Here is a 25,589-nt window from a genome sequence, read left to right on the forward strand (position 1 = left end):
GTATCTACAAGTGGACGAGTTGTCTAGACGTCGAAACACGTCGCTTGCTTGGCACTTGGTACAACAAGTGCCAGGTACGGTGAACAGGTGCCCACCCCGCACTACGGACAACCCCGCTACCGCACCATCGCCGACGAACTCAGAAGGCGCATCGAGAGTGGTGCCATCCCGCCGGGAGCACTCTTGCCGGCCGAGAGCGCGCTTACCGCTGAGTTCAGAGCAGCGCGCGGCACAGTTCGTCAAGCCATCGCCGCACTGCGCGAGGCAGACTTGGTGGTCACCGATCACGGGCGCGGGACATACGCCACGCCCCGCCGAAACGCGTCAGAGCAGGACGGGTGTTCCGAGACGGAAACGCAACAGCGCCAAGTCGCTGCGGACGCGGAGCTGGCAGCTCTTTTCGCTGTCGATGTAGGCACGGCACTCTTGGAACAGCAGAGCCTCACTCGAACAAACGGAGCCGTCAGAACAGTCGTCAGAACCTACCGACTGATTCAGACGGCCCCTTTATCATAGAAATATGCATTTTCGAAACCCGAATCGGATTGAAACACCACCGCTGTCGCGTCTAATACTCTGCTATCGGGAGTTTTCAGATCAAGCATTCCGCACGAAGGTGCTGCCGCTCATTGTAAGCACGGAAGCTTGGACCTCGCGAAAATCAGCGCGCCCCGCGAAGGCATCGGAATTTCCTTAAACTATGGATTAGCCGATAGAGCCAATCCAGCCCGCCTACCGTTTCTGCGGGTAATAAAGCTTGCGGAATCTCCCACGTCGTGGTTGGCAGCTAAGAACTCCTGAAGCTCTCCGTGACGAAACTCGTAACTAAGGCCCGAAATCCTCATCAACCCGGCTGACTGAGCCCAGTCCAAAAAGCGACCAACAAAGAAAGGCAGGCCGAACTTGGCCCAAGTCACATACGCCGCAATTAGATAATGGACTGCCGACGAGGAATACAGCCAGCCAGAGAAGGCCAGCAGCCCCAAAAGGAGACCGCCAGTGAAGCCAATCATCTCGCCGATGTAAATCCCGTAAAACAAGCCAGCGAGCACGGCGCCCATTAGCCCGTAGACAATGTCGTAACGCAGAGGCGCACGAGGACCCGAATCACTAGCCCGGTCAGAAGAGTCACCCAAAGCGATCAGCAAAGACCCCAGGAAGATTAAAACTCCTATCGATAGGCCATACCACGGCTTGAAAGATCCCGCGACTCCCCCCAGGATGGCGAACAAGATCCCGACCACAACAATCACGAGCGCCCTGGGGTTACGCAGTCGCTCAAGCCTGAGGCGAGATGGACGGCGAGCACGGCTTGGACCAACCCGAGCGATTAGCATCACCAAGAGAAGGTAGTTCGAAAAAAAGATCCCAATATCAAGCCACGACCACGATCCCTCCTCTTCCCAGAAAAAGCCGAAGTTGTTTACAGTGCCATACACCAGAAACGGAATATGACACATGAGCCAGAAAGAGTACTTGTACGTACGCGAAAAAGCTCGTTCGGGGACAAGATCGAGGAGACGATGCAAGACAATTTGCGAAGTTGGATTCTGACCAGTTGTCATCATACTCGCCAGGGTACGCAGGTAGCGTTGAGCCACATCCGGGGAGTATCGCTTCGTTGCATGTAGACGAGTCCTCGCCTGGACATAACTCTCCAACAACAGGCTTCCAACTCTGCTGGAATAGTCATCCTGCGACTCCCTCACTCGACGACCGTCAACCTTAACGACCTCAAAAGGGAGAAGTTCGCTAGGATCACCGCCAGTTAGATAGAACTGAACAGCCACCGAGAGTTTCCAGGGATTACACAGTAGCTTTTTTATCGCATTCGAACCAGACCCTCGCAGCTTCACAAATACAGTCGACCACGCCTCTTCGTCAATCCCCTTCGGACAGTGCATCGAGATGTACTCGGTAACCTGAGGAACAGTTAAGGGCTTGAGCAAGATCTCATCGGCATCCCGTATGCCACGCCTCAAACGACCGTAGTACGCGGAACCTGACCGACATATGACAACTAATCGAACGCCAGGGGTCTGGGCGATGTAGTCGTTAATCTTCACAACAACTTCCAGAGCCCTGTCGCCAATTCCTTCCGAATCGAGTTCGTCTAGGCCATCCAGGATAGGGATTACAATCCTTCGACGCAACAGCGTTGTACAAATCTCTCGGGAAAGGCGATACCTCTCGGCCAACTGCCCAGCCAACCACTCGTAGGCATCAAGGTCCGAAGACCATGCCGCGAGGTTGAAGTAGACAGGAACCCCGATGTCGCCACCGCCCTCAGAAGAGTTGCCGCCTCGTTCACGCTTTTGTAGCAAACCGACGAGAAGCGACCGCGCTAACACAGTTTTTCCACTTCCCGGCTCTCCTAGTATTACTAGTCGACCCCGAGTTTGCTCAAGGAAGAACTCCGTCACGTCTCCGAGGTTCCCACCCCTAGACACAGTCCGGCTACTGGCACGAGACTTCACACGACGGCCTGGGCTTGAGAGGGAGAATCGAACCGCCGCGGGCCGCGAGTCGAGTCGATCCGTAGCAAGCAAGCGAGCCAATTGAGATCCTTCGCCTCGAAGGATCTCATCGGAGAGTCTCTCAGCTACCTCGTCTAGATGCTCTTTGGATGGATAACGAGCAGACCGCCACTTTTCCATGAAGGTGAGTAGCACTCCAAGCGCGCCCACCGATAATGCCAGGATATTTGCCCATCCAACCTTGCTGTTGAAGCGTGCAGCATCGTGCCGTTCAAGCCACGCCGCTCCAGGTACCCAAGCTGCCGCTAATACAAGAAAAACCACTGCAATGGTCCGGCCAACACGTCCAAACCACACATTCCGCGACAGCTTCCCAGCCAAAGCCTCATCATCCAATTCTTTGGCGACCAGCAAGCCGACAAGCCCGCAACGTCGCGTTTAGACACTCAAGCCGACTTAGGTGATGTATCGACAGCCCGGATACGATACCAGCACCGTCCACCTCGTGCGTAGCAGCGCTACAGCATCCGGACCTCCCAGCGAAACATGCAGGGGCATATACGCCAACGGCTAAATTTGCTGAATTCCTCTTTATTTGATCAAGGCACCGCGCTCCGCGCGGTGCGGGGCGGCAAGCCCGGCCGGCGGCAATCCGCCCCGGACGCCTACGGCACCGGGGCGGTAAGCCGCCGACAGCCGCCGGGACACCGCCCCACCAACCAGAGGAACCAGACCCGGCGAGGCCGTGACGGAAGCCGGCGGGTCGACCTGGTCGCGTGGTCGGGGCTTCCGGCTGCCGCGCCAGTCCAACCCCGGGACTGGCTTGCCACCGGCTCATCCCATTGCGGCACCCAGCCCCACGGCCAGGACGTGCCCGACCCTCCCCCGCAGCCGCCGGCCCCTACCCGGAAACCCACGTGCCGGGCCCGTAGAGGTCCCCACGACAGCGCAGCGCGGCCGACTCGAAGCGAGCTGAGCCAGCGCTCAGGGCGTCTCCAGGGCGTCAGGGCGTCCACAGGGCGTCAAATGCCGGCCAATGTTGACCAAGAACGACCATCGACGCCCGGACATAGAACCAGCTCAGAGCCTTGATCACGGCTCTGAGCTGGTGGGCGACGGACGAGTCGACCTGTACGCCGGATTCTGTGCGCGGCGCGTACCCCTCGCGGGGTCCGCACCGGCGGCGGCCATCCATCTCGGCCTGCCGTCGCCGACAGGCTCCTGCGGCCTACCCGCAGACATCGGGCGGGCAGCCCTCAAGCGTCTGCGCCGGGTCGTCAGCTTGCGGTGACGGCCCTTGCTTGGCCTTGCTCCGGGTGGGGTTTACCGAGCCACCCCGGTCACCCGGGGTGCTGGTGGGCTCTTACCCCACCGTTTCACCCTTACCGTCCCCGAACGGGGTCGGCGGTCTGTTTTCTGTGGCACTGTCCCGCGGGTCGCCCCGGGTTGCCGTTAGCAACCACCCTGCCCTGTGGAGTCCGGACGTTCCTCGGCGGCGGGCCGCAGCCCGCCGACGCGACCGCCCGGTCGACTCGTCCGTCGCATTCCCATCTTAACGGCGCGGCGTCCCGCACAGATCTCACCCCGGGCCGGGCCGCGACGAGGCCGAAAATGGTACGCGGCTGAGCCGGTGGAGGGGCTCTGATCAGGGCCTACTAGCCTCTGGGCACCATGGACCTCTCCGATGCCGTACTGCTGGTCGTCGCCGGTCTCGCCGCGGGCACGGTGAACGCGGCGGCCGGCGGTGGTTCGCTGATCACCTTCCCGGCGATGATCGCGGTGGGCATCCCGCCGGTGGCAGCGAACGTCAGCAACTCGGTGTCGGTCTTCCCGGGCTACGCGGCGAGTGTGGCGGGCAGCCGGATGGACCTGCCGCCCCGCCGGACGCTGTGGCCGTTGTTGCCGACGGCGGTGCTCGGCACGGGGGTCGGCTGTCTGCTCCTGCTGGCCACCCCGGCGCGGGCGTTCGACCTGGTGGTGCCGTTCCTGGTGCTCGGGGCCACGGCGGTGCTGGCCTTCCAGGGGCCGTTGCGCCGGCTGGTCGGGCATCCGGCCGAGCTGGGCCCGCGCCGCCGTACCCTCACGGTGCAGGCGATGGTCGCGGTCGGCACGGTGTACGGCGGCTATTTCGGCGCGGCGCTCGGGGTGATGCTGGTGGCCGGCCTGGCCCTGGTGCTGGACGCGACGCTGGCCCGGGTGTCGGCGGTGAAGAACCTGCTGTCGGCCGTGGTGGGGCTGACCACGCTGGTGGTGTTCGCCCTGTTCGGGCCGGTCAACTGGGCGGCGGTCGCGGTGGTCGCGCCGGCCACGATGCTCGGCGGGTACGTGGGGGCGCGGGTGACCCGCCGGTTGCCGCCGGTGGTGCTCCGGGCGCTGATCGTCTGCTTCGGTACGGCGATCGGCCTCTACCTGCTCTGGCGGGCGCTGGGCTGAGCGACCACGGGGCCGCTCAGTACGCCTCGCCGACCGGTTCCTCGGGGGCGTGTTCGGCCTGCCGGGCGGCCCGGTTCCACCGGGACCAGAGCAGCCGTTCGCCGTAGCCGGCGGCCATCAGGTGCGCGGAGGCCAGGTAGACCAGCAGGCCGACGGCGAGCACCCCGAAGCCGACCCAGAACGGCAGCGCCAGCCCGTGCTCGGCGAGCTTGCCGGAGAGGATCGGGGCGGGTGCGGCGGCCCCCCAGCGGACCAGGTTGAACGCGCCCGTGGCGACCCGCCGGTCGGCGGAGCCGAGGCCGAGGGCCAGGTCGGTGAGGTTGGCGTTGGCCAGGCCCATGCACAGGCCGGCGACGACGAGCACCACCAGCGACTCGACGGTGCCGGCCGACGTGGCGAAGAGGACCATGCAGGCCAGCAGGCCGACCAGCGCCACCCCGACGGTCTGCACCGCGCCGATCCGGTGGGCGAGCCGGTGGCCGATGAGCAGGATGCCGGCCGCCAGGCCGAGGCCCCAGCCGGTGAACGCGAGGCCGAGGGGGATGACGTCGAGGCCGAGGAAGAGCGGCGTGTAGCCGAGCACCACGAAGAAGACGAAGTTGTAGGCGGCGGTGACCACGCAGAGGGTGATGAACGCCGGCCGGCGGTAGGTGGCGAAGATCTGCCCCAGCCGTACGGGCGGCTGCCGGTGGGTCGGCTCACGGAGTTTGCGGGCGGCCACCAGCAGGGCGAGCACCATGAACATGCCGCAGACGAAGAACGGCAGTCGCCAGCTGATCTCGCCGAGCAGGCCGCCGATCAGCGGTCCGACGGCGAAGCCGAGCCCGAGCGCGGTCTCGAAGAGGCCGACCACCCATTCCCGGTCGTTGGCGAGGTTGACCAGGACCACCATGGCGGTGGCGAAGAACATCGCGTTGCCCAGCCCCCACACGCCGCGCAGCACCGACAGTTGCACGATGTCGTTGCTGAACGAGGCGGCGATGGCGGCGAGACCGACCACCGAGACGCCGGCGACGAGCACCGGCTTGAAGCCGAAGCGTCCGCTGGCCAGGGTCGCCGGGATCATCCCGACGGCCATCACCGCGATGTACGCGGTGAACAGCAGTTCGACCTGCCAGGCGGTGACGCCGATCGCGGTGCCGATGGCGGGCAGGATGGGGTCCACCACGGCGATGCCGGCGATGGCGAGGAAGGCCACCAGCGTGGTGGCGTAGATGGCACTGCGGTGGGGCTCGGTTCGCCGGTCCACTCCGCCTCCTGTCGGGCCGAAGCCGCGGATAGCTGTATCGTACAGGTAATTCCGTTGTATCATACAGCTATGAGTGACGACCAGGCGAAGCGAACGGAGTCGGACGAGGCCACCCTCGGCCGGATCGAGACCGAGGTCGCCCTGTTGATGCGGCTGGGCGAGGCCACCCGCCGGGCCACCGGCAGCGCCGAGCACCGGGTCCTCGACCGGGCGGCGTACGTGATCCTGCGCCACCTGGACGCCACCGGCCCGCAGAACGTCTCGGCGCTGGCCGCCCGGCTCAACCTGGACGGCTCCACGGTCACCCGGCAGGTCTCGGCGCTGCAACGCGACGGCCTGATCGCCCGCGCCCCCGACCCGGCGGACGGCCGGGGCACGGTGATCTCCCCCACCCCCGCCGGCCTGCACCGGATGGCCGCCGTCCAGGCCGCCCGGACCCGGCTCTACGGCGACATCCTGGCCGACTGGTCCCCCACCGACCGGGACACCCTGGCCACCCTCCTGAGCCGGCTCAACCAGGCCCTCGACTCCCGCACCCGCCGCCGCTGATCCCACCCCGCCCGCCCCCGCGCCCAGCCCTGGTGATCAAGAGGTTTACGTCACCTCCACACCGAAAGTTGACCCAAACCTCTTGATCACCGCCCCCCACCGGGCCGGAGGGTGGCCCGACGGCCGAGTCGGTCGCGTGATCAAGAGGTTCGGGTCAGTTCCCGGCGGAATGTTGACGCAAAGCTCTTGATCACCGGGGCGGGACGCCCGGGGCACCCCGCCCGGGGCGGGTGCCCGGCGCAACCCACCCGGGGGCGGGCCCCGGGAGCGACGGGCTCCCGGGGCGCGGGGTCAGGCGACCGGCTCGCGGGCGGAGTCGGCGTCGCGGTCGGGGCCGGGGGTGACGCGGGGATCGCCCTCGTCGGCGAAGTAGTCGTCGGGCGTGGTGCCGTCCACGCCCTCGGCCACCTTCGCCCCCCGCAGCACCAGCGTGACCAGCGCCGCCACCACCAGGTTCACCAGCACGGCGACGATGCCGACGTAGATCGTCTTCTTGGTGTCGAAGCCGAAGTCGGACAGCGGGAACGCCGACCCGCCGAAGTGCGCGCGCTTCGACGCGGGGTTGGGGATCTGGTAGAGCATCCACATGCCCAGGCCCATGCCGGCCGCCCAGCCGGCGATCAGCGCGCCCCGGTGGAACCAGCGGGTGTAGAGGCCCAGCGCCACCGCCGGCAGCGTCTGCAGGATGATCACGCCGCCGATGAGCTGGAGGTCGATGGAGAACTGCGGGTCGAGGAAGACGATGCAGGCCACCGCGCCGACCTTCACCACCAGCGAGGTGATCTTCGATACGTTCGCCTCCTGGGCGGGGCTGGCGTCCCGCTTCAGGTACTCCTTGTAGATGTTGCGGGTGAACAGGTTCGCCGCCGCGATCGACATGATCGCCGCCGGCACCAGCGCGCCGATGCCGATCGCCGCGTACGCCACCCCGGCGAACCAGTCCGGGAACTGCTGGTCGAACAGCACCGGCACCACCGTGTTGCTGTCGACGGTGCCCTCCTTCGCCCCGGGCAGCGGCTTCACCCCGGCCGCGATGGCCATGAAACCGAGCAGCGCGATCAACCCCAGCAGCAGGCTGTACGCCGGCAGCGCCGACATGTTCCGCTTGATCACGTCCCGGTTCCGGCTGGCCAGCACACCGGTGATGCTGTGCGGGTAGAGGAACAGCGCCAGCGCCGAACCGAACGCCAGGGTGACGTACTGGAGCTGGTTGTTGGCGTTGAGCAGGATGCCGTCGTTCGGGTTCGGCGAGGCGGCGAACTTCGCGTCCGCCGCGTCGAAGATCGAACCCCAACCCCCCAGCTTGTACGGCAGGTAGATCACCGCCACCAGGATCACGATGTAGATCAGGCTGTCCTTGACGAACGCGATCAGCGCCGGGGCGCGCAACCCGGACTGGTAGGTGTAGGCGGCCAGGATCGCGAAGGCGATGATGATCGGCAGGTGCCGCGCCACCGCGCTGTCCCCGGTGACCCCCATCGTCTTGAGCACCGCCTCGATGCCCACCAGCTGCAACGCGATGTACGGCATGGTCGCCACGATGCCGGTGATCGCGATCAGCAGGGCCAGCACCGGCGAGTCGAACCGGCGGCGGACGAAGTCGGCCGGGGTGACGAAACCGTGCCGGTGCGACACCGACCAGAGCCGGCAGAGCACCAGGAACACCAGCGGATAGATGACGATCGTGTACGGCACGGCGAAGAACCCGGCCGCGCCCGCCCCGAACATCAGCGCCGGCACCGCCACGAACGTGTACGCCGTGTAGAGGTCGCCGCCGACCAGGAACCAGGTGATCCAGCCGCCGAAGCTGCGCCCGCCCAGCCCCCACTCGTCGAGGTGCGCCATGTCCTTCGGCGCCCGCCACCGGGCCGCCACGAAACCCATCGCGCTGACCAGCAGGAACAACGCCGAGAAGACGATGATCTCGGTAAGATGATCACGCCACATTAGTGGTCACCCCGCTTCTTGGTCATCTGGTAGACCAGCGTGGTGGTGGCCACCCCGAGCAGGATCCACACCAGTTGCAGCCAGTAGAAGCGCGGGAAGCCGAAGATCCGGGGCGAGTCCGCGTTGAACAGCGCCGGGATCAGCGGCACCACGATCGGGATGAAGAGCAACCAGTTCCAGGGGCTGTGGTCCTTCGCCCTGAACGACGCCGTACGCGGCGTCTCCGGTTCGCCAGCTGTCATCTGACCTACCTCCGGTCGTCGTTCCGGCCAGTAACGGCCGGACGCTACGACCCGGTGCAGCCGGTCACGATCAATCGGCGCTCGACGATGCGCCCAACGGTGTTCCGGCTGCGCCGAACGGCACGGCGAACGGCGTGACGCATCGACCGACGACGAACCGGCCCGGGATTTCCGGGCCGGTTCGGGGGACGATCCGTAATCAGCGGGCCGGGAGGTGGGCGGTGTCGTTGACGGAGCGGACCGCGACGCCCCCGTCGGGCCACATGTCGAGCACCGAGATGCCCGCCGCGTCCAGGTAGAGCCGGTGCAGGAGGGCGTCGCCGGCCGCGAGGGCGTCGCGCAGGGCCAGCTTGATCGGCGAGACGTGCGAGACGACCACCACGGTCTCCCCGGGGTACGCCTCCCGCAGCGCCACCATCGCCCGGTCGACCCGCTTCCCGACCTCGGTGAACGACTCACCGCCCGGCGGGGCGACCCGGGTCGAGGCGAGCCAGGCGTCCAACTCGCCGGGCCACCGGTCGCGGACCTCGGCGAAGGTGTGCCCGTCCCAGTCACCGAAGTCGCACTCGATCCAGTCGTCCTGGGGACGTACCGGCAGGCCGCCGAGCGCCCCGGCGATCGCCTCGGCGGTGGCCGTACACCGGGACAGCGGGGAACTGAGCACGGCCGCGACGGACGGTGCCAGCGCGGCCACCCGGGCGGCGGTGGCCCGCGCCTGGGCCTGACCGGACTCGGACAGCGGCACGTCGGCGCGGCCGGCGTAGCGGTGCTGCACGGTCCACTCGGTCTCCCCGTGCCGGACCAGGATCAGCCGGGTGGCGGTGAAGCTCGGCCTCGGTTCCCAGGACGCCTTTGCGGTCGCCGGGTCGGTGCCGGTGGACCGGGTCGCGGCACGGGCGGCCACCTCGCGGGCCTGCGCCCGGCCCGGCGAGTCGGCACCCGCCACCGCCCGGGACGGCTCACCGCCGGCCGAACCCGCCACCGCCCGGGACGGCTTGCCGGCGGCGGTGTCCATCGCGGCGTTCGCCAGGGCGTCGGCGTGCCGGTTGCGGTCCCGGGGGATCCAACTGAACCGGACCGACTCGAAGCGGTCGACCAGTGCGGCGGCCCGCGCGGCGAGCGGACGCAGCCCGGGGTGCTTGATCTGCCACCGGCCGCACATCTGCTCGACCACCAGCTTCGAGTCCATCCGGGCGTCGACCTCGGCCGCGCCCAGCTCGGCGGCGGCCTCCAGCCCGGCGATCAGACCCCGGTACTCGGCGACGTTGTTGGTGGCCGTACCGATCGACTCGGCGCGTTCGGCCAGCACCTCGCCGGTGGCCGGGTCGCGGACCACGGCACCGTACCCGGCCGGCCCGGGGTTGCCCCGGGACCCGCCGTCGGCCTCGACGACGACCGCGCGCACCGCCACCGGGCTACAGCCCCGACTCGTTGGTGCGCACCATGATCCGACGGCAGTCCTCGCAGCGGACCACCTCGTCCGGGGCCGACCGGCGGATTCGGGCCAGGTCGGCGCCGGACAGCTCCAGCCGGCAGCCGCCGCAGCGGCCCGCGGTGAGCAGCGCCGCACCGAGGCCGGTGTCCTCACGGATCTTGTCGTAGAGGGTCACCAGGTCGGCGGGGAGGTCGGCGGCGAGCGGCTTGCGCGCGCCCTGCTTGAACTCCTCCTCCTTGGCGATCCCGGCCAGGCTCTCGTCGCGGCGCTGCTCGACGGCGGCCCGCCGGTCCCGGGCCTCGGCGATGCGGGCCTCGATCCCGTCGAGGGTCGCCTGCGCCGTCTCCCGCTGCTCCATCAGCTCCAGCTCGGCGTCCTCCAGGTCACCCTGGCGGCGGTTGAGCGAGACCAGCTCGTGCTGGAGCGCCTCCAGCTCCCGGGCCGGGCCGCTGCCGCTGGCCAGCCGGGCCTCGTCCTTGCTCTTACGGGCCCGCACCTGGTCGATGTCCTTCTCCAGGCGGGCGATGTCCCGGTCCAGGTCGTCCACGGCGACCTGGGCGCGGACCCGCTCGTCCTCCAGGGCGGACAGCTCCCGGGCCAGGCCCTCCAGCTCGGCCCGCTCGGGCAGCGACCGGCGGCGGTGGGCGAGCTGGGCGAGGGTGGTGTCGATCGCCTGGAGGTCGAGCAGGCGGCGCTGGACCTGGGGTTCAGCCTTCACGGTCGGGGCTCCTTGTCGTCCATCGCGGGTGCGGCGGCGTGCACGGTCCACGGGTCGGTGTCCAGGTCGGACACCACGGTCTCGACGCCGAAGCCGGCCCGCAGGTGGGCGGCCACGTCGTCCAGCCAGGGTCGTTCGGTCGCCCAGTGCGCGGCCTCCAGCAGGGCGGGCCCACCGGCGGCGAGGTGCTCACCGGAGGGGTGGTGTCGCAGGTCGGAGCTGAGGAACGCGTCCACCCCGGCGGCGGACGCGGCGGCCAGGAAACCCTCGCCCGAGCCACCGCTGACCGCGAGGGTACGCACGATACGCCCGGGATCGCCCCCGGCGCGAACCCCCCACACCGTGGCGGGCAGGACGGCGGCGGCGTGCCGGGTCAGCTCGGCCAGCGTCATCGGGGCGGGCAGCTCACCGATCCGGCCGATGCCCCGGCCGCCGCCGGCCGCCGGGGAACCCGGCGCGGACGGTGCGAGCGGACGCAGACCGGTCAGCCCGAACCGGTCGGCCAGCGCGTCGGAGACGCCCGGCGTGGCGACGTCGGCGTTGGTGTGCGCCACGTACAGGGCCACCCCGGCGCGGATCAGGTCGTGCACGATCCGCCCCTTCCAGGTGGTCGGGGCGACCGAGGAGACGCCGCGCAGCAGCAGCGGGTGGTGCGCGACGATCAGGTCGGCGCCGGCGGCGAGCGCCTCGGCGACCGTCTCGGGGACGACGTCCACCGTGCCGTAGACGCGGCGGACCGGGTCGGTGGGCTCACCGAGCACCAGACCGACCCGGTCCCACTCCTCGGCCCAGACCGGCGGATAACGCCGATCCAGCTCGGCAACCACATCGGCGACGGACGGCGGGGGCGCGGTTGTGCTCACGGCCGGTCAGCTTACCGGCGCGTGGTGGCGGCCACGCCCACGCCCGTCGCCGGGTCAGGCGGCCGAGGCGGCCCGGGAGCGGCCCGGCAGGGCCGCCACCGCCGCCTCCCACGGGAAGGCGTGCAGGTGCCGTTCCCCCGTGCCGGGTGGGTGCAGCGGGTAGACGTCGTCGCCGAACAGCACCGTGGCGCCCCACTCGCCCAGCCGGCGCAGGCCGCTCTGGAACGCCGGGTGCGCGGCCATCGCCACGTTGGTGAACGGCACCACCACCACCGGCACGCCCCGGCCCTGCCCCTCGACGAGCAGGCCCAGCGCCAGCGTGTCGGTGATCCCGGCCGCCCACTTGTTGACCGTGTTGACGGTGGCCGGGCAGACCAGCATCGCGTCGGCCGGGGGCAGCAGGTCCGGGTCGCCCGGGTTCTTGTAGTGGGTACGCACCGGATGCCCGGTCTGCCGGGCCAGCGCGGCCCGGTCGACGAACTTCGCCCCGTCGGGCGTGGTGACGACGCAGACCTCCCAGCCGTCGTCCTGGGCCAGGCCGACGAGTCGATCGAGGTGACGGGCCAGCGGCGAACCGCAGGCGATGACGTAGAGCACTCCACGGTGCTCACTGCTCTGGTGGGGGCTGCCGCTCATCCGGCCGCCGCCGTGTTCATACTCCGACTCCCATCTGCTCAGCCAACTCCGCAATCGGCGCGGGCAACGCACCCCGTGTGCGACGCAGCACGTCGGTCATCACTTCGTGGGCGATGGGTCGGCAGCGGATCTCGGACGGGGCGAGCCGGTCGCCGCGCAGCAACATCTCCCCCGCCATCGCGACGTCACCGAGCTGGGTGTAGCCCCGGGCCAGGTCGAGCAGGTGGTGGGCCCGCCGCTCGGGCAGCAGCCCGTTGAAGCTCGGCTCGGGGATGCGCTGGTGGATCTCCACCGCCCGCCCGCCGTCGCCCAGCTCCACGGCGGCGGCGGCCCGGTGCAGTTCCAGGTTGGTCGGGCCGAACGAGGTCCAGTAGTGGTTCTGGTCGCTGCCGAGCATCAGCGCCGCCTCGTTGGCCCCGTACAGCAGGTCCTCGACGGCGTCGGAGTCGCCGAACCGGGCGGCGGCCATCGCGCCCTGCAACAGCAGCATGCCGTAGACGGAGAGCCGGTCCGGCGCGCTGTCGTTCATGCCGCCGGGGGCGAGTTGGTTGGCGATGCTGAGGTTCAGCTCCAACGCGGGCCGGGCCCGGCCCATCGCCACCAGCGCGTTGCAGACCCGGGCGGTGGCGACACCGGCCAGCAGCTGGTCGTCGGCCCGCTGGGCGACCGCCATCGACCGGTCGGCGGCCAGCCAGGCCAGCTCGCACTCGCCCAGCTTGCGCAGCACCGAGGAGGCGATCTGGTAGACCTGCCCGAGCAGGTGGGCGGCCTCCCGGCCCTGCTCGCCGCCGTAGCCGGCGTCGGCGGCCTGGGCGTCGCGCAGCAGTTTCGGCAGCGCCCGGGTGAGCATCGCGTAGCGGCCGTACTGGTAGGTGAGCCAGGCGTGGGTGACGGCCTTGCGCAGGTCGGCCAGGGGCGGCGGGTACGACACCCCGTCGAAGTACGCGGTCATCGAGGAGTACTGCTCCAGGGCGGCCCGGATCTCCTGCACCTCGAACTGGTCGATGCAGCTCAACGCGTCGGTACGCCGTTCCGGGTCCTTGCCGAGCAGCAGTTGCACGTCGATCCGGAGGATCACGGCGATCTCGTACAGCACGGAGAACTTGTCCAGCCGGCGGACCCCGCGTTCGACCTTGTCGACCCAGCTCTTGGACTTGCCGAGTCGGTCGGCGAAGACCTGCTGGGACATCTTCCGTCGCCCGCGCCAGTAGGCCACCCGTCGCCCGATCGGAAGCTCGTCCATCTTCTCGCGTTCCTCCCCCTCGTGGGTCGTCCGGTCGGGCTCCGGACGACCCACGCCGGGCGTCTCCGATCCGTCCGCCCAGGTTGCCGCTGGTCGCACAGCGTGTACGTCACACGTACAGCCAGTTCTCATAGCTTCGTGCAAGTTGCATGAGCCGTTCGTCAGGTGTCAACGATCCCGGATCACGACAGTGACGGCGCTCGACGTGAGGGGTGGCGGTGACCGGTCGAGGCCAGAGGAGAGCACGGGACATGTGGGGGAACGTCGGGCCACGGGTCGCCCAGCTGGCACCGATCGAACGGGTCCGGCTGCGCCGGATCGCCGTCCGGTACGCGCTGCACGGCTGGGAGGTGACCCCCGGCGCCTGCCTGGCACGCAGCCGGTTCGTGTGCGGCCGGGCCGGTTGTCCCACCGTCGGCTGCCACCCCGCGCTGGAGAACTGGGAGCGGGGGGCGAGCACCGACCCGGCCCGGGTGGCCACCTGGTGGCGCAGCCGCCCGCACGGGGTGCTGCTGCCCACCGGCCGCGCCTTCGACGTGCTGGAGGTGTCGGCGCACCTGGGCCGGCGACTGCTCGACGCCGTACCCGGGCACCCCGCCGGGCCGGGCGTCCGGGGCCCGGTGGTGGTGACCCCGACCGGGCGGTGGATGTTCCTGGTCCGCCCCGGCGACCCGCTGCGCCCCGAGCTGGAACACTGCTTCCACGTCGTCCGGCACGGCACCGGCTCGTGGATTCCGGCGCCCCCCACCCGGCTGCCCGAGGGCCCGGTGCGCTGGGCGGTCGCCCCGGAGCAGGCCCGCTGGCGGCTGCCCGACTCGTACCTGGTGCAGAACACCCTGATCGAGACGTTGCGGGCCGACGGGGTGACGCTGATCCCGGAGCTGCTGCCCGGCCAGCTCCCCCTGCCCCGGCGCGGCCACTGACCGGCCAGCCACCGCACCGGACGGCCACCGACCGGACGGCCGCAGCGGGGCGGGACGCGGCCGGGTCGGGTTCCCGCCAGCGTCCCCGCCGACGCCGGACTCGTTGCACACCACGACGGCGCGCACGCGCCACCGGAGCGGGGGTACGACATGGCCAGGGACGAGATGCGGCACACCGGCGGCACCGAACCGCCGTACCGGCGACGGCCCCGCCACTGGTCGGACACCCGACCGGCCGGCTCCCGACCGGGTCGCCCCCGGCCGACCGGCTCCCGCCCGGCCGGCACCCACCGCACGGCCCGGTGAACACCCCCACCGGCAGGTGACCCCGCCACCGTCGACCCCTCAGTCGGCCAGCGGCAGGGCGGTCGAGCGCAGCAGCCGACCGTCGTCGGTGACCACCGCGTGCAGGTGGCCGGGCAGCCGGTCGAGCCAACCGACGCCGGCCGCGCCCATCGCCACCGCCGCCGTGGCGTACGCGTCGGCGACGCCCAGGTCCGGGCCGACCACGGTGACCGAGCGCAGCCCCCGGGCCGGTACGCCCCGGCGCGGGTCGAGCACGTGGTGCCCCCGTTCGTACACGCCCGAGGTGGCGACGGCCAGGTCGGTGCCGGTGAGCACCAGGCAGGTGGCGTCCGCGTCCCACGGGTGCCGGACGCCGATCCGCCACGGCAGCCCGGACGACGAGTGCCCGCGTACCCGGACGTCGCCGCCGGCGTTGAGGCAGTGGTCGACCGCCCCGGCCGCCACCAGCCGGTCCGAGGCGACCTGCGCGGCCCAGCCCTTCACGTAGCCGGAGGGGTCCAGCCGGCCGGTGGCGTACGCGTCGAAGAAGCCGTCGGTGTCGGCCCACAGGTCGGCGCAGCGGGCCAGCACGGCACGCAGGTCCGCCGACGCCCCGGCCGGCGGCAGCTCCCCCCGGTCGAGGCGGCGCACCTCGCTGTCCTCGCGGTAGGTGGTGAACCGGGCGTCGACCTCCCGCAGCCAGCGGAACGTGTCGTCGGCCAGCGTACGCAGGGCGGCGGCGGGCCGGTCGGTGGCGAGGTCCAGGCTGATCGCCGTACCCATGACCTGCTCGACCCGGCACAGGCCGGGCCGGGTCGACGACGCGCCCACCTAGCGGGCCTGGTCGAGCGCGGCCTGCAACGACCGCCGGTAGCCGTCGCTGGTGGCGGTCGCCTGGGAGACGGTGTCCAGGTTGGCGTTCTGCTGGCGCACCACGTCGCCGCTGGTGCCGCTGTAGGCGGCGTCGACCCGGTCGCTGCGCAGGTCGGACTGACCGCCCTGGGGCAGTTCCAGGGCCACCGCGTCGACGATCCTCGGGCCGGAGACGGTGATCCGCACCTGCACGTTGCCGAACTCGGTGGAGATCACCGGGCCGGTGACCGTGCGGGTGGTGGGCTTCGGCGCGACGCCGGTGGTCCGGTCGGCGGCCGGGGTGCGGCGGGTGCCGGCGTCCCCGCCGGGGGTGGTCCGCCGCGCGGCCGGGGTGCGGCCGGCGGTGGCGTCGGGCCGGCCGGTCGGCCGGGGTGTCGCGGCGGTCCGCTGCGGCGTCGCACCGGGGGTGGCCGGGTCGGCGCGGTCCGGCGTGCCGACCGGCGCACCGGCCGGCAGGTCCCGGGCGACCTGGCGGGCGTCCGGCGCGCCCTTGAGCACCACCAGGGCGGTGGTGCCGGCGGCCAGCCCGGTGATCGCGAGCAGCGCGCGACGCATGTCAGGTGCCCTCCTACAGCTCGAACGGGGCGAGGTGGATCTGCCGGCGGGGCACGCCGGCCTGCCGGAGCACCCGCACCGAGGAGTCGACCAGCCCCTGCGGGCCGCACAGGTAGACGTCGCGGCGGGTCAGGTCGGGCACCAGCCGGCGCAGCCCGTCCGGGTTCATCACCTGGCGGGGGCCGGCGTCGTCGCGGGAGCCGACGACGTACCAGACGGCGGTCTGCCGGGCCTGGGCCAGCCAGTCCAGCTCGTGCTGCAACAGCACGTCGGCCGGGGTGCGGGCCCGGTAGATCAGGGCTGCGCCGGCGGGCAGTTCCTCCAGCATCGCCCGCAGCGGGCCGATGCCGCTGCCGCCGGCGATCAGCAGGGCCCGGTCCCGGGTGCGGTGCGCGGCGGTGAACGTGCCGGAGGGCCCCTCCGCCCAGACCCGGGTGCCCGGGTCGAGGTCACGCAGGTCCCGGGTGTGCCCGCCGACCACCTTCACGGTCAGCCGCAGCCAGCGGCCGTTCGCCGCGGCGGAGAGCGAGAACGGGTGCGACTGCCACCAGCAGCCCCGGGCCAGGAACCGCCAGCGCAGGTACTGACCGCCGAGCGGGTCGAGCTGGTGCAGCCGGCGGCCGGTGAGGTAGATCGAGACGGTGTCCGGGCTCTCCGCCACCACGTCGGCCACCCGCAGCCGGTGCCGCAGGTTGAGCAGCAGCGGCGCGACCAGCCGGCCCCACACCAGGGCGGCGGCGACCAGCAGGTAGCCGGCGATCCAGCCGGTGCGCACCGGGCCGGGCGGGAAGAGCTGCGCGCCGTTGCTGAACTGGTGGCCGAAGCCGAGCAGCAGCGCCAGGTAGCTGGTCAGGTGCAGGTGGTACCAGAGTTCGTAGGGCATCGCCCGGCGGACCGCCCGGATGCCGGTGCCGCCGACGAGCACCAGGATGCCGGCCGCGGCGAAGGCGGACACCATGTCGTCGAAGTCACGCAGCAGCACCCCCGGCTGGGCGGTGACCGGGTTGCCCTGGGTCCGCGCGTAGCCGACCACCAGCAGCGACAGGTGCGCCAGCACCGCCACCAGCAGCGTCGCGCCGAGGTCCCGGTGCACCCGGGACAGCCGCTCGCCGCCGACCCCGCGTTCCAGCACGCCGAGGCGGCTCATCATCAGCACCTGCACCAGCAGCAGATAGCCGGCGACCAGGCCGGTGACCCGGCCGGCGGCGGTGAGCACGTCGGCGGTGCCGGTCAACGAGCCGGCCGGGGTGTCGAGCCACCACGGCAGCACCGCGGCCACCAGACCGACCCAGAACAGCGCGGACAGCACCCGTCGGCCGGCGGAGCCGCGCCGGGGCCGGGCCGGCGGCGGGGGTACGGACGCAGCCGGCCGGCCGGCGTACCGGGACGGCTCCCGGGTACGCCCACCGGCGGCGTGCATGTCCTGGTAGGTCACGCGTAGAGCTTCATCGGGGTGTACTTCCGCCGCGGGAAGATCTTGTCGACCTGGGCGGTGGTCAGCCCGAACCGGCCCTGCGCCACCGCACCGTAGACGTCGAACATGTTGTTGTACTCGGGGACGTCGCCCGAGTCCAGATCGCTCAGTCCGTCCCAGCGGCCGAGCAGCGAGCCGGCGAGCTTACGGCCGGACAGGATGGTGACCACCCCGCCGTGGCCGTGGTCGGTGCCGCCGCCGTTGGAGGCGACCCGGCGGCCGAACTCGCTGGACACCATGATGGTGACGTCGGCGGCCCGGTCGCCCAGGTCGGTGAAGAAGGCCGCCATCGCGCCCGCCAGCTCGCCGAGCCGCCGGTGCAGCTGGCCGCCGGAGCGGGTGCCCTGGTTCTCGTGGGTGTCGTAGCCGCCCATCCCGACCGTGGCGACCCGGACGTTCGCCCCGCCCTTGATCAGCTGGGCGAGCTGCTGGAAGGCGTACCCGACGCCCTCGTACCTCACGCCCTCGGCCGGCTGGTACGGCTTGGCGGCGAGCTGCTGGGCGGTCGACAGCGCGCCCATCCCCTCGATCACCGCCTCCTCGACCGGGTGGTTGATCCCGGTGAACAGACCCCGGATCGCCTTCTCGGTGGCCGCCCGGTAGCGGTCGTCGCCGTTGAGCCGCAGCGAGCCGACGCTGTTGAGCGACAACGCGCCGTTGGTACCGACCAGCGAACGGGGCAGGGTGCTGCCGATGCCGACGCTGCGGAACGCGGTGCCCTTGCCGAGGGAGTCGACCAGGCTGTCCAGCCAGCCCCGGCCACCTGTCTCGTTGGGCAGGCCGCCGAGGTTGCAGGCGTCGGCGGCCTGGAAGTGGCTGCGCGACAGCCGCTCGTCGGAGACCGCCGGGACGAAACCGAGCTGGCCCGATCTGAGCCACTTCTCCAGCGGGGCGAACGCGCTGGTCAGCTTGAAGCCCCGGCCCAGGGCCAGCGAGTCGCCGCCGAGCAGCAGGTCGGGGCGGCCCTTGGCGAGCACCGGGTCGTCGGCGGGGGCGACCAGGCTCAGCCCGTCCAGCCCGCCGTAGAGGAAGACGTGGATCAGGGTGCCGGTCTTCGTCGCCGCGAACGACGCGGAGGTGGTGACGAACTGGGCGGTGGCCAGCGCGGTGGCGGTGGCGGCGGCACCGGCGACGAACGTCCGCCGGGTCACCCCGCGCCCGTCCTGTTGGGCCTCCTCCAGGTCCTCCAGCCGGCGGTACCGGTCGGCCTCGGCGGCGTTCTCGGCGGCGACGAGGTCGGCTTCGGCGCGCAGCAGCGCCTCGGCCGGGTCGTCGGCGAGCCGGCGCAGGTCGGGGCACTCGGGGTGCAGGGGGAACGCGGGCACGGTCTTCTCCATCGGGTACGTCACCGGCTTCTCCATCGTCTGCCTCACCGCAGGTGGTGCTGGGGGGACGCGAGGATCGCCCGCGCGACGGCGGCGACGGCCCCGTTGAACGTGGCGTCGACCTTGGCGGTGGCGGACACGCCGGCCACCCCGAGGATCAGGTTCTTCTCCCGCGCCGACAGCTTCTGGTGCACCAGCCGCTGCGCCAACGCGTCCACGTACGCCCCGGCGGTGGACGGTGGCCGGGCCACCAGCTTCTCCGGCCGGGTGTAGGTGAACTGGCTGCGGTTGCCGGCGATCAGGTCGGCGGCCTCGTTCCAGCCGTTGACCATCGTGCCGGCCGACGTCCAGGCGACGTAGACGTCGGGGTAGCCGTCGGGGGTGGGCTGGCCCATCGGGTACTGGCCCAGCTCGCGCAGCTTGTCGTGGATCTGGCGCAGCCCCTGGGCGAACGCGGTGCGTTTGCTGTCGCCCTGCCGGAAGCCCGGCCCGGCCTGCGGCCCGACGCCCAGCGTCCGGTAGGTGGCGACCAGGTACTCCATCGGCCGGCGGACCTTCTGGCCGACCGCCGCCCAGAACTCCGAGGAGCTGAACAGCGACATCAGCAGCGGCTTCACCGAGCCCTTGTTGACCGTGTAGATATTGGCCAGCCGGTCCACCAGGGACTTCGGCGGGGTGTCCGAGACGAACCGGGTGGCCAGGCTGCGGGCGACGTACCGGGCGGTCGACGGGTGCAACGCGATGTACGTGATGTAGGCGTCGATGACCTGGTCGGCCTTCTTCGGGTCGGTCGAGTCGTTGGGGTGGCTGAAGCCGAGGATCTTCACCTTGCCCCGGTAGTGCCGGTCGTTGCGGAAGACGTACTTCCCGTCGTCGACGCCCCGGCCGGTCTGGAGCAGGGCGGCCTGCCGGACGTCCTTCTCGGTGTAGCCGCCGTCGACCCCGACCGAGTACAGCTCCAGGTTCTCCCGGGCCAGGTTCTCGTTGACCGCGTCGGCGCGGGAGTCGTTCTGGTTGAGGTAGAGCAGCAGCGCCGGGTGCTTGTTCGCCGCCACCAGCATGTCCGGGTAGCTGCCCATGGCGTGCTTACGGACCACGTCCCGGTCGAACGAGTTCCGGTACGCCTCACCCCCGTCGAAGTCCGCCGCGACGTGCAGGAAGTCGTTCCAGAAGTCGACCATCACCTCGTAGAGCTGCCGTTCCGACCAGATCTGCCGGGCCAGCGTGCCGTCGACCATCTCCTTCTCCGGCTGCGCGCCCCGCTCGTTGAGCTGCTCCCGCTGGTCGCGTACCTGCTGGCTGCTCAGGGCGAGGGTGGGCAGCTCGGCGAGCTTCAGCTCGGCGGCGCTCGGCGCGATCTTCTCCGGGTCGAGCTGCTGACGCACCCAGGCGTCGATGCCCATCCGGCGGATGTCGGCGAGCACCTTCGGGGTGGCCCCGAAGGTGGCCCGGCCGGCCAGGTGCCGGACCGGGTCCTTGGCCAGCACCGTCCGCACCGTCACCGGGGTACGCTGCGCCGCGTCGGCCGGCCCGGAGAAGGTCCGGCCCCCGCTGGGCGAGTTCTTCTTCAGCGCCGCACCGGCCCGGGAGCCCATGTAGCTCTCGTTCTGCTCGGTGTAGGTGCGTACCGTGCTGGGCTGCTGGCCGCTCGGGCGGGCCGGCGTGCCGTCGGTGGTGGTGACCCCGGTGGCGTCCCCGGCGGCGTCGTCGCCGAACAGGCCGCGTACCTGGGGGCTCATCGCCAGCGCCGCGCCGCCGGCCAGCACGGCGGCGGTGCCGCCCAACGCGACCAGGGCGCGCCGCCGGCCGACCCGGTCGCGGTCGTCGCCGTCGTCGTCGAGGTGGGGCAGTCCGGTGCCGGCCGGCTGGTGGAACGTCTGCCGGCCCAACCCCTCGGGCCCCACCCACTGCGGGCCCCGGGACACCGGCGGCGGCCCGTACGGCGCGGCCGTGACCTCGTACGTCGGGGTGGGCCCGCCGGGGGTGTGCGGTCGATGCGGTGGCACATTCTGGTCGGCCATGTACCGGTCCCGTTTTCTTTCGATGCGCCGTACCGCTGCGACCGGGGGTGGGGCGGAGGGTGCGGCGGCGGCTGCCGGAGGAGTTGCCACGGGAAGGTAGCCAAGGGCTGAGCTGCCGACAAGGCTGGTCAGGGCCGTCGGCGGGGGCACTTAAGGTGCCGCTGTGCGAGGGTGCCGCACGGGTGGTTCCGCCCCGGCCGGGCCGCACCGTCCCCAGCAGGGACGACGTGTCCGGCCGCGACCCCGCCGTAACGTTTTGGCGGTACGTGTCACGGGGCGTGGCGTTCACCGGCACAGCGAAACTTAAGCCCCCGGTAAGCCGGCGCTGAGGTGCTCCGCGCCCGCCGGCCCGGTTTCGGGCGGGGCGTCCCCGGCTGTTCCCGGCCCTGCCCCGCCGACGCCGCCCGGGGCCGAAAGTAGCAGCAGGAGCAGGGCGTGACCGGCCGCCGCAGCGGGTAAGCCGCCGAACCGCTGAAGCCTGAGGGGAAGGCACCGCCATGCTCAGCAAAGAGGATCAGCGCAGGTTCGAACAGATCACCCGGCAGCTCCGGGAGAGCGATCCGAAGTTCTTCGCGCGACTCGACCAGAGGGTCCGGGCCCGACGCGGGCGGTGGCTGATGCTGCTGACCGTCATCCTGTGGGCGTCACTGCCCGCGATGACCGTCCTGGCCGGACGGACGGCGAGTGCGGCGTGCGTCGTCGTCCTGGCGGCCAACACCGGCCTGATGTGGCACTTCCGGCACCGCTGGCGCTGACCCGCGTGGCCGTGATCGACACCAGGGGTCGCGATGGTGCGGCACCGCAGCGACGGGACACCCCGGCATCGCCCCGCTGGTGTCGATCATGACCCGCGCGCCGGGTCAGCCCGGGTCGAGGGCCTGGTAGGCCCGACGCAGGCGTTCCAGCAGGCCGGGACCGCCGATCGCCGCGGCGGGCGCGCCCAACTGCCGCAGCAGCAGCTCCGGGCCGGTGGCCAGGATGGGCGGCCGGTCCGGCAGCGGCACCGGCGACACCCAGAACCGGTCCACCGCCCCGGTGAGCGGCACGTCGGGCAGGTCGGCGAGCACCCGGGCCGCCCCCGCCACCGGAGCCGGCGGCCCGCCCGCCGCACCGTCCACCACCGACGGCGTCCGGCCGGGTGTGCCGGCGTCCCGCCCGGTGGGCGCGGCCGAGCCCACCGCCTCGGCCCGGAGGGCACGCAGCCGGCCCAGCAACGCGTCGCGGCTGCGGCCCCGCCAGTGCAACAACTGGAACGGGTCGGCGTCGAACGCCTCGGCGAGCAGGTAGAACGTCGCCGCGAGGTGCTTGCACGGCACCGCCACGTCGGGGCAGCCGCACCGCTGGGTCAGCTCCCCCACCGACCGGGGGAACAGCGGCGCGCCCGCGACGGCGAACAGCTCCTCCAGTTCCGCCGGCAGGTCACCGGCGAGCAGCCGGGCGCTGAAGAACGCCTGCCCGGCCAGCTCACGTTCGACCCGGTCCCAGAGCGCGTCCGGAAACGGCGGCAGGGCGATGGTCACCGGGTAGGGCCGGGGCCGGGAACCCTGCACGCTCGCCTCGACCCGCCCGGGTGACACGTCGAGCCGGAGCACCTGACCCCGGCGCGCGTACGCCCGACCCCGGGTGAGCCGGGTGCCCAACGCGAACGACTCCAGCACCTCCAGGAAACGCCGGGACCACCAGGAGACCCCGATCGCGCCCCGGGTACTGCGCGCCTTCAGTCCACCGTCGACCCGGCGCGGCGGCCCGAACCCGGCGAACGGGCCCTCCGCCCCGGCATCCCGAGGGCTCACTCGACCACCGCCCCGGCGTCGAGCGTGAACAGCTCCCGCAGCTGCCCGGTGGACAGCTCGGTGACCCACTGCTCGCCGCTGCCCACCACCGACGCGGCCAGCCCCCGCTTGTCGGCGATCATCGCGGCCACCTTCTCCTCGACGGTGCCGGCGCAGACGAACTTGCGGACCTGTACCCGTCGTCGCTGGCCGATCCGGAACGCCCGGTCGGTTGCCTGGTCCTCCACCGCCGGGTTCCACCACCTGTCGACGTGCACCACGTGGTTGGCGGCGGTCAGGGTCAGCCCGGTGCCGCCGGCCTTGAGGGAGAGCACGAACAGCGCCGGGCCGTCCGGAGACTGGAACCGGGTGACCAGGTCGTCCCGGTCGGCCTTGCCCACCCCGCCGTGCAGGTAGAGCACCTCCCGGCCGAAACGCGCCGACAGGTGGCCGCGCAGCAGCGCGCCGAACTCGGCGTACTGGGTGAACAGCAGGGCCTTCTCGCCGGCCGCGAGCACCTCGTCGACGATCTCCTCCAGCCGTTGCAGCTTGCCGGAGCGGCCGGCCAGCGGCGAGCCGTCGTGCAGCAGCTGGGCGGGATGGTTGCAGACCTGCTTGAGCCGGGTCATCGTGGCCAGCACCAGGCCCCGGCGTTCCATCCCGTCGCTCGACTCGATCCTCGCCAGCATCTCGTCGACGATCGCCCGGTAGAGCGACGCCTGCTCGGCGGTGAGGTTGCAGACCACCTCCATCTCCAGCTTCTCCGGCAGGTCGCTGATGATCGAGGAGTCGGTCTTGAGTCGCCGCAGCACGAACGGGCCGGTGACCCGGCGCAGCCGGGCCGCCGCCTCGGTGTCGCCGTGCCGCTCGATCGGCACCGCGTACGACTGCCGGAAACTGCTGGCCGGGCCGAGCAGGCCGGGATTGGCGAACTGCATGATCGACCACAGGTCGGCCAGCCGGTTCTCCACCGGCGTGCCGGTGACCGCGATCCGGTGCCGGGCGGGCAGCGCCCGGACCGCCTCGGCCTGCCGGGTGGCCGCGTTCTTGATCGCCTGGGCCTCGTCGACCACCACCCGGTGCCAGCCGACCGACGCCAGCGCCACCGCGTCCCGCGCGGCCACCGCGTACGTGGTGAGCACCAGGTCGGCGGCGTGCACGGCCTGTCCGAACGTGTCGTCCCGGACCCGGTCCGCGCCGTGGTGCACGTGCACCCGCAGCCCGGGGGTGAACCGGGCCGCCTCCCGCTGCCAGTTGCCGACCAGCGACATCGGACAGACCAGCAGGGTCGGCCCGGCGTCCGGCGGGTCCCCGGCGAGCAGGGCCAGCAACTGCACCGTCTTGCCCAACCCCATGTCGTCGGCGAGCACCCCGCCGAGCCCGAGCGACTGGAGGAACACCAGCCAGGCCAGGCCGCGCCGCTGGTAGGGCCGCAGGGTGCCCTTGAAGGCCGGCGGCGGGTCCAGCGGCACGAGCCGCCGTTCGGCCTGCCCGGCCAGCAGGTCACCGAGCGGGCCGTCGGCGGTCACCGCAAGCACCGGCAGGGCGTCCGGGGTCTCCGCCCCGGCCAACCCCATCCTGAGCAGGTCGGCGACGGTCAGCTCACCGGAGGAGCGCAGCAGCCGCAGGCCGGCGGCCAGCCGCTTCGGGTCCAGCTCCACCCACCGGCCACGCAACCGCACCAGCGGGGTCTTCAACGCGGCCAGCGCGGCCAACTCGTCGGCGTCGACCGTCACGTCGCCGAGCGCCACCTCCCAGCGGTAGTCGACGAGCGCGTCCAGCCCGAGCGCCCCGGCCGCGGCGACCGTGCCCGGGGCGGTGCGGCTGCGGGCCTGCAACCGGGCGCCGAGCCGCGCCGCCGGCCGCCGCCACCAGGACGGCAGCAGCACCCCGAACCCGGCGGCGTGCAGCACCGGCGCGCCGTCGCGCAGGAACCGGTGCGCCCCCTCGACGTCCAGCTCCAACTGTTCCGGGGCGGGAGTACGCAGCGCCCCGTCCAGCTCCGGCCAGAGCCGCCCGGCCCGGCCCAACTCGGCCAGCAGGGTCTCCTGCGGGTCGTCCCACCGGCCGGCCAGCGCCGGCAGCCGCTCCGGGTGCCGCCAGACGTCACCGGCGGCGACGTGCAGGCCCGGCTCGTCGGCGGCCTGGAGACCGAACTCGATACGCCACCGTCCACCCTGCCCGACGACCGCCGACGGGTCGGCCGGCACCACGGTCAGGGTGTCGACGATCTCGTCGTCGGCCGGCTCCACCAGCCGGAAACTCGCCCGGACCGGGCCGCCGACGGCGTCGCGCTGCCAGGCGTCCAGCTCGGCGCGGAGGGTGTCCAACGCGTCGGGTTCGGCGGTGAACCGCCGCTGCGGGCCGGTCAGCGCCGCCAGCCACCCGGCCGTCACCCCGTCGCGCCGACCGCCCCGGAGCAGGTCGACGTCGGCCAGCGCCCGGCGGGCGGCGGCATCGGTGAGCAGGTCCAGCACGTCCGCGACCAGCCCACCGACCCCGTCGCGCCGACCGTCCGGGACGGTACCGGCGGGCGGGACGTCTCCTTCACGCTGCCCGGAGCCGGGTG

The 25,589-nt window shown here is 71.4% G+C and carries 20 protein-coding genes, 1 other RNA gene and 1 pseudogene; 5 read left to right on the forward strand and 17 right to left on the reverse strand.

All coding sequences use genetic code 11. The features are described 5' to 3' along the window. The first annotated feature begins 87 nt into the window (after positions 1-87). The gene (locus tag FJK98_RS24690) at positions 88-516 is read left to right on the forward strand and encodes a GntR family transcriptional regulator (RefSeq protein WP_168222546.1); all 429 of its coding nucleotides are present in this window, start codon (positions 88-90) and stop codon (positions 514-516) included. Between the two features lie 182 nt (positions 517-698). Here the strand turns inward: FJK98_RS24690 and FJK98_RS24695 are convergent, their stop codons facing one another. Both FJK98_RS24695 and rnpB read right to left on the reverse strand, forming a co-directional pair. Beyond that, positions 699-2,423, reverse strand: coding sequence for an NACHT domain-containing protein (locus FJK98_RS24695; protein WP_168222547.1), 1,725 nt, complete (start codon positions 2,421-2,423; stop codon positions 699-701). Between the two features lie 1,170 nt (positions 2,424-3,593). After that, an RNA gene (gene rnpB / locus FJK98_RS24700) (RNase P RNA component class A) lies at positions 3,594-4,012 on the reverse strand. A 136-nt stretch (positions 4,013-4,148) separates the two neighbouring features. Between rnpB and FJK98_RS24705 the strand changes: the two genes are divergently transcribed. Further along, complete coding sequence (locus FJK98_RS24705; RefSeq protein WP_145921125.1) at positions 4,149-4,910, forward strand: sulfite exporter TauE/SafE family protein; 762 nt, start codon at positions 4,149-4,151, stop codon at positions 4,908-4,910. A gap of 16 nt (positions 4,911-4,926) precedes the next feature. Here FJK98_RS24705 and FJK98_RS24710 read toward each other — a convergent pair whose 3' ends face one another. After that, entirely contained in the window at positions 4,927-6,159 is a 1,233-nt protein-coding gene (locus FJK98_RS24710; RefSeq protein WP_145921126.1) for an MFS transporter, read from the reverse strand. A gap of 69 nt (positions 6,160-6,228) precedes the next feature. Between FJK98_RS24710 and FJK98_RS24715 the strand changes: the two genes are divergently transcribed. Then, entirely contained in the window at positions 6,229-6,708 is a 480-nt protein-coding gene (locus tag FJK98_RS24715; protein ID WP_145921127.1) for a MarR family winged helix-turn-helix transcriptional regulator, read from the forward strand. Positions 6,709-6,999: 291 nt separating this feature from the next. Here the strand turns inward: FJK98_RS24715 and mctP are convergent, their stop codons facing one another. The 7 genes from mctP to FJK98_RS24750 form a co-directional block, all read right to left on the reverse strand. Then, positions 7,000-8,655 carry a monocarboxylate uptake permease MctP gene (mctP, locus tag FJK98_RS24720; RefSeq protein ID WP_145921128.1) on the reverse strand — a complete coding sequence of 552 codons (1,656 nt, stop codon included), beginning with the start codon at positions 8,653-8,655 and terminating at the stop codon, positions 7,000-7,002. Further along, positions 8,655-8,897 carry a DUF3311 domain-containing protein gene (locus tag FJK98_RS24725; RefSeq protein WP_145921129.1) on the reverse strand — a complete coding sequence of 81 codons (243 nt, stop codon included), beginning with the start codon at positions 8,895-8,897 and terminating at the stop codon, positions 8,655-8,657. The genes mctP and FJK98_RS24725 overlap by 1 nt, the downstream gene beginning before the upstream one ends. Positions 8,898-9,096: 199 nt before the next feature. Further along, positions 9,097-10,308, reverse strand: coding sequence for a bifunctional RNase H/acid phosphatase (locus FJK98_RS24730; RefSeq protein WP_145921130.1), 1,212 nt, complete (start codon positions 10,306-10,308; stop codon positions 9,097-9,099). 4 nt (positions 10,309-10,312) lie between these two features. Beyond that, entirely contained in the window at positions 10,313-11,050 is a 738-nt protein-coding gene (locus FJK98_RS24735) for a zinc ribbon domain-containing protein (RefSeq protein ID WP_145921131.1), read from the reverse strand. After that, positions 11,047-11,877 (reverse strand): Nif3-like dinuclear metal center hexameric protein, encoded by an 831-nt coding sequence (locus tag FJK98_RS24740; RefSeq protein ID WP_205789554.1) that lies wholly within the window; start codon positions 11,875-11,877, stop codon positions 11,047-11,049. Before FJK98_RS24740 ends, FJK98_RS24735 begins: the two co-directional genes overlap by 4 nt. 90 nt (positions 11,878-11,967) lie before the next feature. Continuing rightward, positions 11,968-12,549: a flavoprotein gene (locus FJK98_RS24745; RefSeq protein ID WP_145921133.1), complete on the reverse strand. Its 582-nt coding sequence runs from the start codon at positions 12,547-12,549 to the stop codon at positions 11,968-11,970. A 16-nt stretch (positions 12,550-12,565) separates the two neighbouring features. Then, positions 12,566-13,792, reverse strand: coding sequence for a helix-turn-helix domain-containing protein (locus tag FJK98_RS24750; RefSeq protein ID WP_145921134.1), 1,227 nt, complete (start codon positions 13,790-13,792; stop codon positions 12,566-12,568). A gap of 251 nt (positions 13,793-14,043) precedes the next feature. On the opposite strand from FJK98_RS24750, the gene FJK98_RS24755 reads away from it, so the two are divergent. Further along, positions 14,044-14,715, forward strand: coding sequence for a bifunctional DNA primase/polymerase (locus tag FJK98_RS24755; protein WP_145921135.1), 672 nt, complete (start codon positions 14,044-14,046; stop codon positions 14,713-14,715). A gap of 345 nt (positions 14,716-15,060) precedes the next feature. On the opposite strand, the gene FJK98_RS24760 is transcribed toward FJK98_RS24755, so the two are convergent. Genes FJK98_RS24760 through FJK98_RS24780 form a run of 5 tightly spaced genes read right to left on the reverse strand, consistent with a single transcriptional unit; the run spans position 15,061 to position 21,248 of the window. Continuing rightward, positions 15,061-15,783, reverse strand: coding sequence for an FAD:protein FMN transferase (locus tag FJK98_RS24760; protein WP_145922973.1), 723 nt, complete (start codon positions 15,781-15,783; stop codon positions 15,061-15,063). A gap of 48 nt (positions 15,784-15,831) precedes the next feature. After that, entirely contained in the window at positions 15,832-16,428 is a 597-nt protein-coding gene (locus FJK98_RS24765; protein WP_145921136.1) for an FMN-binding protein, read from the reverse strand. Positions 16,429-16,441: 13 nt separating this feature from the next. Next, the gene (locus FJK98_RS24770; RefSeq protein WP_145921137.1) at positions 16,442-17,863 is read right to left on the reverse strand and encodes a ferric reductase-like transmembrane domain-containing protein; all 1,422 of its coding nucleotides are present in this window, start codon (positions 17,861-17,863) and stop codon (positions 16,442-16,444) included. Then, positions 17,860-19,251, reverse strand: a complete 1,392-nt coding sequence (locus tag FJK98_RS24775) for a DUF1501 domain-containing protein (protein WP_240762325.1) — start codon at positions 19,249-19,251, stop codon at positions 17,860-17,862. Before FJK98_RS24775 ends, FJK98_RS24770 begins: the two co-directional genes overlap by 4 nt. 20 nt (positions 19,252-19,271) lie before the next feature. Further along, positions 19,272-21,248 carry a DUF1800 domain-containing protein gene (locus FJK98_RS24780; RefSeq protein WP_145921138.1) on the reverse strand — a complete coding sequence of 659 codons (1,977 nt, stop codon included), beginning with the start codon at positions 21,246-21,248 and terminating at the stop codon, positions 19,272-19,274. 497 nt (positions 21,249-21,745) lie between these two features. Between FJK98_RS24780 and FJK98_RS24785 the strand changes: the two genes are divergently transcribed. Then, on the forward strand, positions 21,746-22,003 hold the full coding sequence (locus tag FJK98_RS24785) for a DUF3040 domain-containing protein (protein ID WP_145921139.1): 258 nt from the start codon (positions 21,746-21,748) through the stop codon (positions 22,001-22,003). A gap of 105 nt (positions 22,004-22,108) precedes the next feature. Here the strand turns inward: FJK98_RS24785 and FJK98_RS24790 are convergent, their stop codons facing one another. Both FJK98_RS24790 and FJK98_RS24795 read right to left on the reverse strand, forming a co-directional pair. Further along, positions 22,109-23,041 carry an SWIM zinc finger family protein gene (locus FJK98_RS24790; RefSeq protein WP_145921140.1) on the reverse strand — a complete coding sequence of 311 codons (933 nt, stop codon included), beginning with the start codon at positions 23,039-23,041 and terminating at the stop codon, positions 22,109-22,111. After that, positions 23,038-25,566 (reverse strand): annotated as a pseudogene (locus FJK98_RS24795) (DEAD/DEAH box helicase); the annotation flags it as partial. The pseudogene FJK98_RS24795 and the gene FJK98_RS24790, both read right to left, overlap by 4 nt. Positions 25,567-25,589 lie beyond the last annotated feature (23 nt).

It is taken from the genome of Micromonospora sp. HM134 (assembly GCF_007833915.1).
GTDB classification, from domain to species: domain Bacteria; phylum Actinomycetota; class Actinomycetes; order Mycobacteriales; family Micromonosporaceae; genus Micromonospora; species Micromonospora wenchangensis.